Source organism: uncultured Bradyrhizobium sp. (assembly GCF_936928535.1).
Taxonomy (GTDB): Bacteria; Pseudomonadota; Alphaproteobacteria; order Rhizobiales; family Xanthobacteraceae; genus Bradyrhizobium.
In genome coordinates, this window is the sequence record NZ_CAKZHY010000124.1 from 17,951 (window position 1) to 32,025 (window position 14,075).

At 63.8% G+C, this 14,075-nt stretch carries 15 protein-coding genes; 4 read left to right on the forward strand and 11 right to left on the reverse strand.

Annotation, left to right across the window (positions count from 1 at the left end):
- Position 1: 1 nt before the first annotated feature.
- On the forward strand, positions 2–961 hold the full coding sequence (locus Q0687_RS25645) for an alpha/beta hydrolase (RefSeq protein ID WP_298883158.1): 960 nt from the start codon (positions 2–4) through the stop codon (positions 959–961).
- 21 nt (positions 962–982) lie between these two features.
- On the opposite strand, the gene Q0687_RS25650 is transcribed toward Q0687_RS25645, so the two are convergent.
- Positions 983–1,912, reverse strand: coding sequence for a septal ring lytic transglycosylase RlpA family protein (locus Q0687_RS25650; protein ID WP_298883161.1), 930 nt, complete (start codon positions 1,910–1,912; stop codon positions 983–985).
- A gap of 948 nt (positions 1,913–2,860) precedes the next feature.
- Positions 2,861–3,154 carry a hypothetical protein gene (locus Q0687_RS25655; RefSeq protein WP_298883256.1) on the reverse strand — a complete coding sequence of 98 codons (294 nt, stop codon included), beginning with the start codon at positions 3,152–3,154 and terminating at the stop codon, positions 2,861–2,863.
- 148 nt (positions 3,155–3,302) lie between these two features.
- Between Q0687_RS25655 and Q0687_RS25660 the strand changes: the two genes are divergently transcribed.
- The gene (locus tag Q0687_RS25660) at positions 3,303–3,884 is read left to right on the forward strand and encodes a TIGR00645 family protein (RefSeq protein ID WP_298883164.1); all 582 of its coding nucleotides are present in this window, start codon (positions 3,303–3,305) and stop codon (positions 3,882–3,884) included.
- A 14-nt stretch (positions 3,885–3,898) separates the two neighbouring features.
- Here Q0687_RS25660 and Q0687_RS25665 read toward each other — a convergent pair whose 3' ends face one another.
- The 9 genes from Q0687_RS25665 to Q0687_RS25705 form a co-directional block, all read right to left on the reverse strand.
- Entirely contained in the window at positions 3,899–4,216 is a 318-nt protein-coding gene (locus tag Q0687_RS25665; RefSeq protein ID WP_298883166.1) for a DUF1476 domain-containing protein, read from the reverse strand.
- A gap of 80 nt (positions 4,217–4,296) precedes the next feature.
- Positions 4,297–4,488 carry a hypothetical protein gene (locus Q0687_RS25670; protein WP_298883169.1) on the reverse strand — a complete coding sequence of 64 codons (192 nt, stop codon included), beginning with the start codon at positions 4,486–4,488 and terminating at the stop codon, positions 4,297–4,299.
- A 215-nt stretch (positions 4,489–4,703) separates the two neighbouring features.
- A complete protein-coding gene (locus Q0687_RS25675; protein ID WP_298883172.1) occupies positions 4,704–5,174 on the reverse strand; it encodes a hypothetical protein in 471 nt (156 codons plus the stop codon).
- A complete protein-coding gene (locus tag Q0687_RS25680; RefSeq protein ID WP_298883175.1) occupies positions 5,158–6,075 on the reverse strand; it encodes a DUF2950 domain-containing protein in 918 nt (305 codons plus the stop codon). Before Q0687_RS25680 ends, Q0687_RS25675 begins: the two co-directional genes overlap by 17 nt.
- A complete protein-coding gene (locus tag Q0687_RS25685; RefSeq protein WP_298883176.1) occupies positions 6,072–7,784 on the reverse strand; it encodes a DUF3300 domain-containing protein in 1,713 nt (570 codons plus the stop codon). The genes Q0687_RS25680 and Q0687_RS25685 overlap by 4 nt, the downstream gene beginning before the upstream one ends.
- A 106-nt stretch (positions 7,785–7,890) precedes the next feature.
- Entirely contained in the window at positions 7,891–8,883 is a 993-nt protein-coding gene (locus Q0687_RS25690; RefSeq protein WP_298883179.1) for an ABC transporter substrate-binding protein, read from the reverse strand.
- 112 nt (positions 8,884–8,995) lie between these two features.
- A complete protein-coding gene (locus tag Q0687_RS25695; RefSeq protein WP_298883181.1) occupies positions 8,996–10,888 on the reverse strand; it encodes a sensor histidine kinase in 1,893 nt (630 codons plus the stop codon).
- An 85-nt stretch (positions 10,889–10,973) separates the two neighbouring features.
- Positions 10,974–12,206, reverse strand: coding sequence for an HlyD family secretion protein (locus Q0687_RS25700; RefSeq protein WP_298883182.1), 1,233 nt, complete (start codon positions 12,204–12,206; stop codon positions 10,974–10,976).
- Entirely contained in the window at positions 12,199–12,636 is a 438-nt protein-coding gene (locus Q0687_RS25705) for a hypothetical protein (RefSeq protein WP_298883183.1), read from the reverse strand. Before Q0687_RS25705 ends, Q0687_RS25700 begins: the two co-directional genes overlap by 8 nt.
- 137 nt (positions 12,637–12,773) lie before the next feature.
- Between Q0687_RS25705 and Q0687_RS25710 the strand changes: the two genes are divergently transcribed.
- Both Q0687_RS25710 and ppk2 read left to right on the forward strand, forming a co-directional pair.
- Positions 12,774–13,229, forward strand: a complete 456-nt coding sequence (locus tag Q0687_RS25710) for a hypothetical protein (RefSeq protein WP_298883185.1) — start codon at positions 12,774–12,776, stop codon at positions 13,227–13,229.
- Positions 13,230–13,255: 26 nt separating this feature from the next.
- Positions 13,256–14,056: a polyphosphate kinase 2 gene (gene ppk2 / locus Q0687_RS25715; RefSeq protein WP_298883187.1), complete on the forward strand. Its 801-nt coding sequence runs from the start codon at positions 13,256–13,258 to the stop codon at positions 14,054–14,056.
- Positions 14,057–14,075: the final 19 nt, after the last annotated feature.

Genomic DNA, 14,075 nt, shown 5'->3' on the forward strand with positions numbered 1-14,075 from the left:
GATGTCCACGACTCGTGTGATCAAGGCCAACGGGATCGACCTCTTCATCCGCGAAGCCGCCGGCCAGGGACCGCTGGTGGTGCTGTGCCATGGCTGGCCGGAACTATCATATTCGTGGCGACATCAGATCTCGGCGCTGGCGGCCGCCGGCTTTCACGTCGTGGCCCCCGACATGCGCGGCTTCGGCCAAAGCGCGGCGCCGCCGGACGCTGCCGCCTATTCGATCTTCAACCTGGTGGGCGACGTCGTCGGCCTGGTCCAGGCACTCGGCAAGACCAAGGCAATGGTGGTCGGCCACGATTGGGGCGCTCCGGTCGCCTGGCATGCGGCTCTGTTTCGTCCTGACATCTTCACGGCCGTCGCAGGCCTGAGCGTGCCGCCACCGTTCCGCGGACGCGGCCGGCCGCTCGAGCTGCTGCGCCAGGGCGGCATCACCAATTTCTACTGGCAGTATTTCCAGGCGCCTGGTGTCGCCGAGGCAGAGTTTGAGCAGGACGTCGCCCGCACCATGCGGACCCTGCTGGGCGGGCGCGGTCTTGCCGATCCTGACGCCGCAATGTTCGTGCAGGAGGGTAAGGGCTTTCTCGACCATGCGAGCGCTGACGAGCCGCTACCGCCGTGGCTCAGCGAAGACGATCTTGCCCATTTCACTGAAAACTTCCGCAAGTCCGGCTTCCGCGGCGGGCTGAACTGGTATCGCAACATCGACCGCAATTGGGAGCTGACCGCGCCCTGGCAGGACGCGCAGATCCACCAACCCTCGCTCTTCATCGCCGGCGCGCAGGATGCCGTCATCACGGGCCTGATCGGCGCCAAGCGCGTCAACGAGCTGGAGCGCGTGTTGCCCAACCTCACGCGAAAGCTGATCATCGAGGGCGCCGGACATTGGGTGCAGCAGGAGCGGCCCGACGAAGTCAACGCCGCGCTGGTCAGATTCCTGCGCGAAGCATCGTCAGCCTAGGCAGCACCGCGCAATCGACGATCAATACAGGCCGCGGCCGGTCAGGATGCTGCGGGCCTCGGCTGCGCCGTCGTCTGAGGCGGAACGACCGTTATCGGAGGCATAGCGGCCCTCCTCGTCGTAGGACACCTGGCGGACATTCTGGAGTGCCCGGCCGCGGCTGCGGCTCGAGGCCGACATCTCCGAGGTCGCATTGATCGAGGCAACGTCCGCTGAAGTATTGCCCAAGCTGTAGGGCCGCCCTTCCGGCATCGGGACTTCGCCTCTGAAGGCACCGCGGTTCGACGAGGGCAGCTCCGGCACGAACGGCCGCGCCGACGCGACCCGGACCATCGAGGGTGACGGCGCCGGCACACCGGTGCGCAGGGTCGCCATCAGCTGGCGGTCATCCGAGCCTTCCAGCGGCGCCCGGCCGACATATTCGACGCGGACCTTGGCGACGCCATTGCCTTTGAATTCAAGGAGTTCGGCGGCTTTGTTCGAGACGTCGATGAGGCGATTGCCGTGATAAGGACCACGGTCGTTGACGCGAACGATCAGCGACTTGCCGTTGGAGAGATTGGTCACCCGCGCATAGGACGGCATTGGTAGGGTCGGATGGGCCGCAGTCAGCGAGCCCATGTCGAAGACCTCGCCATTGGCGGTCAGGCGGCCGTGGAAATCATCGCCGTACCAGGACGCCATGCCCTCGGCCCGGTAGTTGACATCCTCCTCCGGCACGTAGGTCCGGCCCGCCACCACATAGGGTTTGCCGACGCGATAAGTGCCGCCGCCCTTGGGCACGGGCTCGCCCCAGCCGACGACCCGCGGGCTCGACGACACGCCGTATTTGGGATCGACCCGGCTGGCGAACTTGTTGGACGAGGCGCAATTGGCGAGCGCTAGGCAGGAGCCGACCACCGCAACGCACCGCGCGGCCCGCACCACCGAATCTGACCGTCGGATCCCCATTCGCCCCAAATACCATTTCGCCGGAGACGAACCTAACCCGCTTTGCTGCGGGGGTACCCTCCGGACCTCAAAGCTCCGAGCGGCCCACCACCGTCCCGGAGACGGTAACGATAACGCAACCCGAACACGGCGGAAATGGGGAGCCCACGACGTACGCACCGGCATGGTAAACAGGACGTTCGCAATTCTCCGTTGATCTACGGGGCGCGAGGGCCACGGCACCGGCTCGTCTGTGCCAGTCCCGCACAAGCTGTTGCGCCAAAAGCTCACTCCACCCCCGATATCGCTGGCTTCAGCGGAATTCTTTTGACTGTGCAAGGTCGCCCGCGTCTTCTCGCGTGCAGGGGCGGGATTGGAATTTAACGATGATCGAGACGGTTTCGGCACTGATGGGTCTGGTAAGCGCGGGGATTTTCCTGGCCCATGCGTTTGAAGGCTACCGCACGAGGGCCTGAAGGCACTCGCGCGCCCGACATTGCATCACCTCTTCACAGCGGCACGTTCGGACAATTTTAACAAATCCGGTCGAGCATCGAGGACGAGAGCAGCAGGTGTCCCATGCGCAAACATGACCTCGTATCCGATGGCTTTCTGGCATTGACCGCAGGCGGTCTGGTCCTGCTCTGCTCGAGCCTCGTGGCGCTGGCCTTCGGCTAATCCTCCAACCACCCTTTCACATTTTCAGATCGCTGCGCCATTGCAGCATGCGGGATAACCCCGCTCGCTTTTAGTTGATTGAATTTTCGTGTTCGGCGCCTCGACCAAATTTCGAGAGGCCACCACCGAGCAAGGCGACGAACATGCTAGCCGAGAAATTCATGCTGGTTCTGGAATCGCTGATCCGCGGCAGCCGGAGCTACCCGGACGGAAGCCCACGGGTCATCAGCACCGCTGCGCACGTCCCGGTGACCCTGCCGAGCCGCAAATAGCCCGCCACGCGCTTGCCTCTCAGCGCAAGCCCAAGGGAGAGCTGCGATAGAGGCTGTCGCGCGCTTCACCCAGGCAGACGAAGCTGCCGTCAAACCCCTGGCCATACAGCTTCTGTGCCTTGCGGTAATAGACGCCCTTCCTGAAATCCAGCCACACCACCTTGTCGCCGGGGCAATGGCGCTGGGCTTGCTCCTCATAGCGAAATGGCGTCAGGGGCGTCGCCCTCACCTCTGCGGCCTTGCCGGCACCTATGATCACCGCGCTTGCAAGCGCGATCCTTCCGAGCTGTTGGCCAAAGCCGCTGCGCAGCACTGTCTGCCTCCCAAGCATCGCCGCCGTCAATCCGGAACGATAGCATGAGACGACGCGGGCTCCAGAAGGCGAAGCGGCGCGACGTCTTCCTCCGGCCATCGTGGCGGGGTACATGGAAACCAGCGTCACTTCCATCATCGGACCTTGCATGTCGGTAGAGCCTGAAACGACGACCGGCCCCCGCCCGCCCTCGCCGCGCCTCGGCCTGTTGCCGATGATCATCTTCGGGTCGCGCTGGCTGCAACTGCCGCTCTATCTCGGGCTGATCGTGGCGCAATGCGTCTACATCGTGCTGTTCCTGAAGGAGCTCTGGCACCTCGCATCGCATGCGCTCGATCTCACCGAGCAGGAGATCATGATGAGCGTGCTGGCCCTGATCGACGTCGTGATGATCTCCAACCTGCTGGTGATGGTGATCGTCGGCGGCTACGAGACTTTCGTCTCCCGCCTCGACCTCCAGGGCCATCCCGACGAGCCGGAATGGCTCGGCCACGTCAACGCCAGCGTGCTCAAGATCAAGCTCGCGATGGCGATCATCGGCATCTCCTCGATCGCGCTGCTGCGCACCTTCATTGAGGCGGGCAACCTCGGCTCGAGCCGCGCCAGCCTCACCGAGAATGGCGTGATGTGGCAGGTGCTGATCCACATCACCTTCGTCGCCTCGGCGATCGGGATCGCCTTCGTCGACAGGTTCAGCGATACGTCCACGCGCAAGCACCAGGAGGAGTGACGCGGCGATCGGTATCAAGCCTGGCGCGATGTGGCTTCGAGCTGCGCCAGCGCCTGGTGCAGGCACTCCTGAATCTTCTGCGCGACCTGCTCGCGCGAAATGCCCTTCGCGGCGAGATCGCTCGTGACCTGGTTCAGGGTCTCGTCCATCGTCAGACTGTCGGTCACCAGCTTCGTCGCGTAGCCCGCGGCGGCATCGCCGCTGAGCCCCAGCTCGCCGGCGGCCCACAGTCCGAGCAGCTTGTTCGACCGGGCCGCGGCCTTGAACATGAGCTCTTCGTCATGGGCGAATTTGGCCTCGAAACCCTGCTCGCGCTTGTCGAACGTGGTCATGGGCAGCTCCATTTGCACCATAACCAAATCTTCCGACTGAAGACGGGCGCCGTCAAGCTGCCGCGAGGAGCTCAGGGCCCTCAGGCCTTTGCTGCGGCCGCCTCGCGTGCCAGCCGCTCGGCCTTTAGCCGCTCGCGATTGGCGTAAAACGCCTTCTGCGCCTCCTCATGGTCGCGCATGGCCTTCTCGGCCTCGATCCGGCGAGCCGCATCGCGCGCCTGGCGCTGTTCGGGTGTCAGGGGTTTGCGTCGGAAGGAAAGGTCTTCAGTCATGGCAAGACAACGCGCCGGTGACGGGAAGGTTCCACCTCGCGCCTGCCTGCCGGCCAGTCTGCCCCAACGCATCGAAAACAACCCCATGCACAGTAGCGCGGCCCTGTCGAATCAAGGCGTTACGCCTCGTCTCGCAAAATCGTTTGACGCGTCGGGCAAAACAGTGACAAAATGCGATTATTCCGAATTGACCGCCGAGCCCGTTGCGGCGTGGGTCACCTCAGCGAGATCGTGATCTGGCTGATATTGGCCGCAAGCTCGAGCCCTGCTTTCGGGCCTTGCAGGATCATGGTGACGCCCTTCTCGTTGCGGAGGTGAACGCCGTTGACGCCGCCGACGAGTGCAAAACCGCCGCCGACGGAGCTGTAGGTGCCGGCGAAGTCGCTGACGTCACGGATGTCAGAAGCCCAGCCATCGAGGCGTCCGACCGTGATGCCAGCCGTGATGCCGAAGCTCAGGCCGGTGATCCTGAAGGGGTAGGTCTTGCCGCGATAGATCAGCACGCCGCGGCCGGCGCCGCCGCCGAGCAGCAGGCCGGCCTTGACGATCCTGGCCCGGACCTGGCCAGCGGCCTGCGCGAAGGATGGGCTCGCCGGCGCCGCCAACGCGATCGCAAGCAGGAGAACCGCAATCAGACGGAAGGCAAAACGGCGAGCGGCGGTACGCCATTCAGGGTTTTGCGGCATCGATCTTCTTCCAGGTCTCATCAGGATCGAACAGCGTGGTGCGCTCGGCGATGAACTCGGTGCGCTTGCCGAGATCCTTCTGGTAGACGGTGCCGGCATGATTGACGAGGAAGGTCATCACGCCGGAATTGCCGTATTCGGCCGGCCAGGCGATCAGCCCGAAGCCGCCGATCATCTTGCCTTTGACGACGTAGTTGAGCGTGCCGCCAGGCGCATCGCGCCCCTGCCCCTTGAGGATGTGGAAGTAGTAGCCGTGATAAGGCGTGGGTCCGACGTCGCCGGCACGATAGCCCTCCTTCGAGGCCTCGGCCGCCAGCGCGCCGAGCGGGCTCGGATCGCTGTCGTCGCGCCAGAACAGACCGTCCTTCTTGCCGGGCGACGAGACGAAGTGCTGGGCATAGACGCCGACGCCTTCGCCGCGGTCCTTGTCGGCATATTCGTTCTGCGCATCGACATAGGCGAGCGCGGTCTGGATCGCGTCGAGCTCGTTGCGGCCGATGCGCCGGCGAAGCACTTCGATGCGGCCCTCATTCGTATCGAACTCCCAGCCTGCCCTGGTGTTGACCAGCGGAATCGGGAACGGGAAATCGTCCGGTCCCAGCATCAAGGTCGCGGTCTTGTTGCCCTCCGCCTTGATGCCATGCTTGGTGTCGTACATCGACGAGAAGCGCGCGCGGATGTCCTTGTCGGCGACCTCGTCGCCTGACGAGACGATGTCGTCGGCAGCCCTGCCAAGCACCTTCAGTATATCTTTCGGGCCAGCCTTGACGGCCGCGGCGAGTGCTGCGGCCGCATCCTCCGGGGATTTGTACGACTCCTGCGCCAGTGAGGGCGTGGCGAACAGAGCGAGTGCGATCACGCCGGGCCGGATCGCACGATGGAACGATGTCACGCCGCTCATGGCACCACCTCCGCAGGGATCTTCGCGCCGCCGGCGAGCCAGTCGCGGTAGGTGCGGAATGTCAGCCCGAGCTTTTCGTAATAGACGCGCAGATAACCGTCGCTGCCGCGGGTCACCGCGTCGGGCATCACCTGCTCGACCTCCTGCGCCATCACGCCGACATAGGCCTTGTCGCTGCCGAGATAGCTGAAGCGGTAATAGCCGAGCCCGCTCGCGAGATGGCCGAGCAGGACGATGTCGTGCTTCAGCGCGATATCGGACCGCCGGCCACCACCGCCGCCTCCGCGGCCTCCTCCGCCGCCGCCCCCTCCACGCGCGGCCATTCCACCGCCACCGCCGCGCCCGGCCATGCTCGGTCCGCCGCCGCCACCGCGCGGCATGCTCGCCATGCTCGCGCTTCCGCGTGCGGATGCCGCGGCGGCCGAGCGGCCGGACGAGACGTTCATGGCGCCGCCGCGATTGCCGCCGCCACCGCGGTTGGAAGCGGCTCCGCCGCCGGCACGATTAGCTGCCTTCGCGCGGTCGCCGCCGCCCTTGTTGCCGCCCTTGGCACGATCACCGGCGCCGGCACGATCACCGCCGCCAGGCCGATCGCGTGTCCCCGCGCTCGCACGATCGCCTGCACCGGCACGATCTCCACGGTTGCCGGCACCGCCGCGATCACCAGGGCCGCCACGATCGCCTGCACGGTCACCGGCACGATCACCCGCTCGATCTCCTGCACGATCACCCGCGCGACCCTGGTCCGGACGCAGCACCTGGTTGCCGTCGCGGCCGCGGAAATCCATGCGGTCCGACGCGCCCGCCCTGATATTGTTGTTTCCGAAGCGCTGCTGGACGTTGGCGTTGTTGTAGCGCACGCCGCCACGATGCGCCGGATTGTGCTGCCAGCCACCGCCGTTGATGTTGGTGGTGCGATGATTGACGTAGACGTTGCGGTTACCCCAATTGCAGCCGCCGCCCCAGTAATTGCCCCAGCGCCCGATCGCCCATGCGGTACCGAAGGCGAGGCCGGCTGCGACCACGCCTGCGCCGATATAGGACGGGTAGCCCCAGTAATAAGGCGGATATTCCGTATAAGGCCAGGTGCCGTAGACCGTCGCCGGATCGTAATATGGCACGTACATCTCCGCAGTATTGGCCTGCTGAATGACGACGACGTGCTTGCCTTCCTGGGACTGGACGCTGACCTTCTGCTGCTTGGTGGTGACGAGCTTTTTGTTGTCATAGGCCTTGTTGCGCAAGCGCTGGATTGCGTCCATCACGTCGGGCTGCTGGGCGAGAAAGGCGTCGCCGAGCTTCTGGGTCCATTCGAGTTGGTCGCTCATCATGGTCAGAACAGAAGCCGTGCTGGCCAACGCCTTGATGCTGTCGTCCCAGGCCTGCTTCTCGACTTCGGTCTTCAGCGCATCGCCCTTGAGGCTCTTGCGCTCCTTCAGCCAACGATCGGCCTGCACCACTTCGAGCGGATAGGTCGAGGCTGCCAGCACATTGGCAAGGAGCTCGTCGGGATAGAGCGCGATCGGCGCGACCAACGCCTCAAGCTGCTCCGGTTTCAGCAGCTCGGCGGCGGGGGCTGGCGGGGCTGCGGGCTGCGCCTGCGTGGCTGGGGCAGCCGGAGCCGCCGGCGTCGTGGCCTGAGCCATTGCAGCGGCCGGGACCGCCACCATCAGCGCAAGCGTCATCAGGATCTTGCCGCAACGAGACATCACGACCTCCACAGAGCTTTCCGTGCGTGACCATCGGGGCCGGGGCATCGGCGTTTGTTGATCGAGATCAACGAAACGGCTCCTCCCGCTGCTGCGAGGCGACAGATCACTCGATCAGTTCCGCCTCCATCAGAAGGCGACTCGGCACGGAGAGTCCGAGTGCATTGGCGGCCTTCATGTTGATGACCAGATCGAACTTGGTGGCGAATTGCACGGGGAGCGCCCGAATTTCGGCGCCGCGCAGAATGCGGTCAACATAGCTGGCACCGTCGCGAAACTGCTGGGTGAGATCGGCGCCATAGGACATCAGGCCGCCATTCACGGCGTAGAAGCGGACGGCGTAGATGGCCGGCACGCGGCGCTGCGCCAGCAACGGAATCGCGATCCCGCTCTGCGCCGCGAAAAATCCGCCGTCCGGCAAGACCACAATGCCGCTCCCGATACGTGCGACTGCATCGATCGCCGCGATGATCTCCGCGCCGCTGCGGACACTGGCACCCGTCACCTTGATGCCCAGACGATTTTCCATCTGGCGCGCGGCCTGAAGGTAATACGGCGCGTATGGCGCCGATTCCGGATTGAACAGGACGGCGGCGTGACTCAAGTCGGGCACCATATCCTTCAGCAGGCTGAGCCACTTCCCGCTCATCGAATGCTCGTAAAGCGAAAAGCCGGTGAGATTGCCGTCCGGCCGCGCCAGATTGGCGACGAGCCCCGTCCCGACCGGATCCGAAAGCCCGACGAAAACGATTGGAATTCTCTGGGTGGCATCGCGTAGCGCCCGGGTCGCCCCTGTACTGGTCGCAAACAGCACATCCGGTCCGGCGGCGACGAGCTCGAGCGCTTCCAATTGCTGCCGCGCCGGATTGGGACCCGGCCAGCGCACCTCGAGCCGGTAGTTCTGGTTGGCGACCCAGCCGAGATCGGCGAGCCCCTGCTGAAAAGCATCGACACGCATCTGTGCACCGGGATCGCCGGCAACATTGCCGGTGAGGACGCCGACCGACGGCATCCTGTCCTGGATCCCGTCTTGGGCTCTTGCAAGGACCGGAAACGCAGCCGCTGCGCCGACCAGCGAGAGGAATTCGCGGCGTCTCATCGTACCCCACCACACTTCGGATGGGCGTCTCCACCCATCTGATTATGACGCACCGCGGAAGGAAACGGCTCTCGCCAGCCGGAAGTCTTGATCGAGATCAAGATACCGCTGATCATCCGCGGAGTGGCAGCCGGATCGTGAATCGTGCTCCGCCCCCCTGTTGGTTGGTCGCGCTGATCGTGCCCTGGTGGGCCTCGACGATGGTTTTCGCGATCGCAAGCCCCATGCCCATGCCTTGAGGCTTGGTGGTGAAGAAGGGATCGAACAATCCGGTGAGATCGGCAGGTGTCACCCCTGGCCCGGTATCGACGACATTGACCTCCGCCTTGCCATCGGTGCGCACGGTCCAGACACTGATCTCGCGCTTCCCGGTGTTCGCGTCGGAGATCGCGTCCATCGCATTGATGATCAGGTTGAGAACGACCTGCTGAAGCTGAATGGGATCACCCCTGACGCGCAGATCGGCCAATACCGGCGTAAAGGTCAGCGTGATCCGGCGTGCACCGGCAACGGCCCTGACAAGGCCGATGGCTTCGCGGACCGTCTCGTTGAGTTCGATTTCCTTGATCTCGAACGGCGTCTTCTTCAGGACACTGCGCAGCCGCCGGATGACTTCGCTCGCCCGCTGATCGTCCCGCCTGATATCGGCGAGGATCAGCCGGATCTCCTTGATGTCGGGTGAATTGCCCTGGAGCATGAGCTCGGCCGTCTCGGTGTTGGTCAGGATCGAGCCCAGCGGCTGATTGAGCTCATGCGCGATCGAAGTCGTCAATTCGCCGACGGCCGAATAGCGGGTGATGTGCGCAAGCTCTGTGAGGCGCTTGCGCGACTCGATCTCCGCAACCACGCGGCGGCGGCGCTCATGTAACAATCCGCTGATCAGGCCGGACTGGACCAGGATGATGGCGGTGATCAGCAACATCTGCCAGCGATAGCGCTCCCAGACGGTCGGCTCGCGAAACAGGATTTCGCTGCCGGGAGGCAGATTGCTTTCGCTGATTCCCCAGCGCTGCAGTTCGCGCCAGTCGTATTTCGGCCGCCCGAAGTCGATCGGCTCGAACTTGATGGCAGACGGTTTCTCGCCTCCGAGAATACGCATTACGGCATCGACCGTCTTGCGGCTGGTGTCGGCCGTGAGCTGCATCGGGCCGCCAACGGTGCCGTCGCCGAAGAAGGGGTCCTGATAGGAGAAGATGGGCGCGTTGGCGACCGCGCGCAGGCTGCGCAAGGCGATATCGCCCTCGTAGACGATGCCCGCGGCGTCGACCGACATCAGCCCCCAGAACAACACGGCATGGGGCGGAAGCTTGGCCGCGCGTGCGAGCATCTCCTCGAACGAGAGGTCCGAATACCAGACGAGGTCGACACGGTTTTCCAGCGGCTTCAATTCCCGCTTCAATGCGTCGGTCCAGAATTTCTCGAGCGGCGATGCTCCGATCACGATGGCGACGGTTTTGGTGTCCGGCAAGACACGCAGGATCGTGTTGAACACGGCCATAAAATCGAGATGGGCCGACACAACGACGTCGTTATCGGTGAGATCGGCGCGGTCCACCAGCCGATCCTCGACCACGGTCAGCACCATCGGCGTGTCGGGAAAAAGCGTCGCGCGATAACGCTGCGCAAACCGCGCCGCTGGAGCGCCGATGGCGAGTACGATGTCGGGCGGCGCGCCCTCGTAAAGCGAATGCAGATACGCGACGAAGGGCGCTTCCGGGCCGCGATTGTTGAAACGCGCGCTGAGCAGCGTGTGCTCCTGGATGTCGAGCGGCCATGTCGATTGCTGCTCGAGCCCTGCCTTGATGCTCCGCGCATACTCGCTCCAGGGGCGGAATTCGCGGCCGAAGGAATGCAGCACGAGCACCCGCTTGAGCTCGCCGCGCGCACTGCGCTGGGCGGCATCGGCGCTGCCGGGGAGAACGCAGGCGAGTAACAGGCCGAGTCCGAGCCACGGTGCCCAAGCCGCCCGCAGCTTGACCGAGGCCCTGGATTTGCGCCCGCTCATTTCGCCTCCGCCGGCGGCCTTTCCAGCCGCTTCTGGCCACAATTCTAGCGGGAATTGCGGAACTCCAACAGGCCGCAAAGCTGATTCAATGACCGCTCAACACCAGCGTCTTGATGGGCATCAGCAAGGCCTGGATGCGCAGCAGCAGCGCATGCACGAGGCCCACGCCATCGACGACGTGGAGCGCGATCGCCCGGCCGGTGCTGGTATGCGCCGCAGAGATTTCCTCGTGATTGCTGGTGTAGGCGTTGACGATGCAGCTGCTGCCGGGCGTCACGCCGTCGAGACCGTTCTTGTACAGCGGCTCGAGGAACGCCAGGATCGTGCCAGGCTTGGGACCGTTCTGGGCTTCGATCAATTGCTGGCCACCCTGGAACTGGCCCGCCGCGATATAGTCCTGCACGCTCGTGATGACCATGGGAATGATCACCCAGGGCTTTGAGATGCAGGCAGCTTCCGCAACCATGCCTTCCTTCAACACGCCCGCCTCGATCTGGCCGAAGCCGGCCTGGAGCGCGGTCTTGCCCGCGCCATCGGGGATGAGAATGCCGGCCGGCCGCATGATCTGCGCGACAAGGTCGCCGGGACGAAGGAAGAATTGCTCGACCCGCCCGTCGACGCCTGCGCGGATCGTGGTCTTGTCGAGATCAACCTGGGCTTGATCGAGCGCGGCCTCGGCGCTCGCCTTCTGCGCCGGGAGCAGCGTCGAGACTTGCAAGCTCGCCGTCTGCTTGGCCGCGGTAGCTGCGTCGATCCCCGCCTGGCGCTGATCGACCAGCACCTTGAGCTTGTCGATGTCACGTTGCGGCACGATGCCAGGGTTGCGGCTCTGAAGCTCGCTCTTGACGTCGAGCTCGTCCTTGGCCTGCTGATAATTGGCCTTGGCTTCCTGGATCTGCGCTTCCGCCTTGACCACGTCGGATTGCGCCGACGTCATTGTAGCGTCGATCTCGGCGACCTTTCGCTTGGCCGTTTCAAGGGCTGCCTTCTGCCTGGAGCTGTCTAGCGTGAACAGCACGTCGCCCTTCTTCACGCTCTGGCTGAAGGTGACCTTCACCTCCTCTACTCGCCCCGATCCTTCAGGCAGGATCGGCACGGTCCGGTAATAAAGCGTTGCCGCGTCCGTTGCGGGATGGAAATAGAAGATTATGGTGATCAGCGAAATCGTCAGCATGAGGCACCCGGTGATGCCCCAGCGCAGCTCGTACCAGACCGAGAAGAAGGTGATCTCCTTGCCGAACCGCTTGCCCTGCCGGTAACGCCGGTAGAGATAGTCCGGCAGAATCGTCACCAGTGAGCAAATCATGAGCTCAAGCATGACTGTGCTCCTTCTTGGCAGCATCCTGAGCGCCCGCGGGGGCCGGCGCAGGACCGGCCTCTGCCAGTCCGCCATCCTGACCGGGCGTGGAGTCCGCAATCTTCTCGACGGAGTCCGCGATGCTGCGCAGCGGTGTTCCGAAGTCGGGGAGGTCGATCAGCGCGAGCAGGAGGCCGGCGACCCAGAAGATGTGCATATGGGTGAACAGCGAGATCAGGCCGAGCACGGCCACGAACTCGAACTGGAGCTTCTGCGATTTATGCGCCATCCGCTCCGGGAGGCTGTGCAGCCGCCAATAGAGCGTACCGACCCATAGCAGGGTGCCGATCAGGAAGATCCCCATCACCACCATCAGCGTGTCGGTCCCGCTTCCCGGCGCGAGATAGAACGGCAGATGGTGCGGCGCCATCGGATTCAGCTGATCGCTCATTGTCTCTCCAGACTACGTGCTCTTGCGGCACTGTGTTCAGGCAGCTTCCTCGTTTGCTTGATTTGAATCAAGGGAATACCCCTCGCCGGACATAGCCTCTTGTGACCACTGATTGGATCATCACAGGGAGCCGCTGCATGTCCGGCCTTGACGATCTCATTCCCGACGCCGCCCAGATCCGCAAAGAGGCCGCCCTCAAGGAGGCCGAAAAGGCCGAGGAATATGTCCGCCTCGCCACCGCCGCGGAGGCCGAAAAGCGCGCGCTGATCGAGCGCCTGAGCAAGCCCTCCGGCAAGAGCGAGGAGGAGAAGATCAAGCTCGCCGCGACCATCATCCAGCGCGCGGTACGAAACGGCCTCACCGAGGTGATGGTCTATCGGTTCCCGAACTCGCTCTGCACCGACAAGGGTCGCGCCATCAACCAGATGGAAAAAGGCTGGGAGGCTACGCTGACCGGGATCCCGAAGGAGATCTTCCAGCTCTGGACCGACTATCTGAAGCCGCGCGGCTATCGCATCGCTTATCAGGTCATCGATTTTCCGGGCGGCATGCCCGGCGATATCGGCGTGACCATTTCATGGGACGACGAGTGACGACACTTGAAAGGATAAGGACAGGCATGGCCAAGAACGAGCCCGCGGAGCAAATGAAGCGCAAGGCCTATGAGAAGGAGCTCGAAAAGCTCCAGGTCGAGCTCTGCCACCTTCAGGAATGGGTCAAGGCGCAGAAGCTGAAGGTGATCGTCATTTTCGAAGGGCGCGACGCCGCCGGCAAGGGCGGGACCATCAAGGCCCTGACGGAAAAGGTGAGCCCGCGCGTCTTCCGTGTTTGCGCCCTGCCCGCTCCTTCCGACCGGCAAAAATCCCAGCTGTTCATGCAGCGCTATATCGAGCAGTTTCCGGCTGCCGGCGAGATCGTGATCTTTGATCGTAGCTGGTACAACCGCGCCGGCGTCGAATATGTCATGGGCTTTTGCTCGCCGGTCGAGCACAAGCGCTTCCTGGAACTGTGTCCGCTGGTCGAGAAATTCGCGGTGGACGCCGGGATCATTCTAATCAAGCTGTGGCTCGAGGTGGGAATGGAGGAGCAGGAGCTTCGCTTCAAGGCGCGCATCGAGGATCCGCTGCGACAGTGGAAGCTGAGCCCGATGGACACCGAATCGTTCGGTCGCTGGTACGACTACTCACGCGCCCGCGACATGATGTTCGAGGCGACTGACACCAAACATGCCCCATGGCGACTGATCCGCTCCGACGACAAGCGACGCGCCCGCCTCAACGTCATCTCACACATCCTGCAAACGATCCCGTACAAGAAGGTGAAGCGCGACAAGGTCAAGCTGCCGCCGCGTTCGCACAAGGGGCGCTATAACGACCAGGCCAGCCTGCGCGGGCTGAAATTCGTCGAAGAGCGATATTGACGCGCGCGATCGGCACATG

Coding starts and splice junctions, on each gene's coding strand:
- Q0687_RS25700 (WP_298883182.1), bottom strand. CDS start 12,206: ATGCTTGAGCTCATGATTTGCTCACTGGTGACGATTCTGCCGGACTAT.
- Q0687_RS25660 (WP_298883164.1), top strand. CDS start 3,303: ATGTCGGTAGAGCCTGAAACGACGACCGGCCCCCGCCCGCCCTCGCCG.
- Q0687_RS25675 (WP_298883172.1), bottom strand. CDS start 5,174: ATGCCGCAAAACCCTGAATGGCGTACCGCCGCTCGCCGTTTTGCCTTC.
- ppk2 (WP_298883187.1), top strand. CDS start 13,256: ATGGCCAAGAACGAGCCCGCGGAGCAAATGAAGCGCAAGGCCTATGAG.
- Q0687_RS25650 (WP_298883161.1), bottom strand. CDS start 1,912: ATGGGGATCCGACGGTCAGATTCGGTGGTGCGGGCCGCGCGGTGCGTT.
- Q0687_RS25695 (WP_298883181.1), bottom strand. CDS start 10,888: ATGAGCGGGCGCAAATCCAGGGCCTCGGTCAAGCTGCGGGCGGCTTGG.
- Q0687_RS25710 (WP_298883185.1), top strand. CDS start 12,774: ATGTCCGGCCTTGACGATCTCATTCCCGACGCCGCCCAGATCCGCAAA.
- Q0687_RS25680 (WP_298883175.1), bottom strand. CDS start 6,075: ATGAGCGGCGTGACATCGTTCCATCGTGCGATCCGGCCCGGCGTGATC.
- Q0687_RS25670 (WP_298883169.1), bottom strand. CDS start 4,488: ATGACTGAAGACCTTTCCTTCCGACGCAAACCCCTGACACCCGAACAG.
- Q0687_RS25685 (WP_298883176.1), bottom strand. CDS start 7,784: ATGTCTCGTTGCGGCAAGATCCTGATGACGCTTGCGCTGATGGTGGCG.
- Q0687_RS25665 (WP_298883166.1), bottom strand. CDS start 4,216: ATGACCACGTTCGACAAGCGCGAGCAGGGTTTCGAGGCCAAATTCGCC.
- Q0687_RS25645 (WP_298883158.1), top strand. CDS start 2: ATGTCCACGACTCGTGTGATCAAGGCCAACGGGATCGACCTCTTCATC.
- Q0687_RS25705 (WP_298883183.1), bottom strand. CDS start 12,636: ATGAGCGATCAGCTGAATCCGATGGCGCCGCACCATCTGCCGTTCTAT.
- Q0687_RS25690 (WP_298883179.1), bottom strand. CDS start 8,883: ATGAGACGCCGCGAATTCCTCTCGCTGGTCGGCGCAGCGGCTGCGTTT.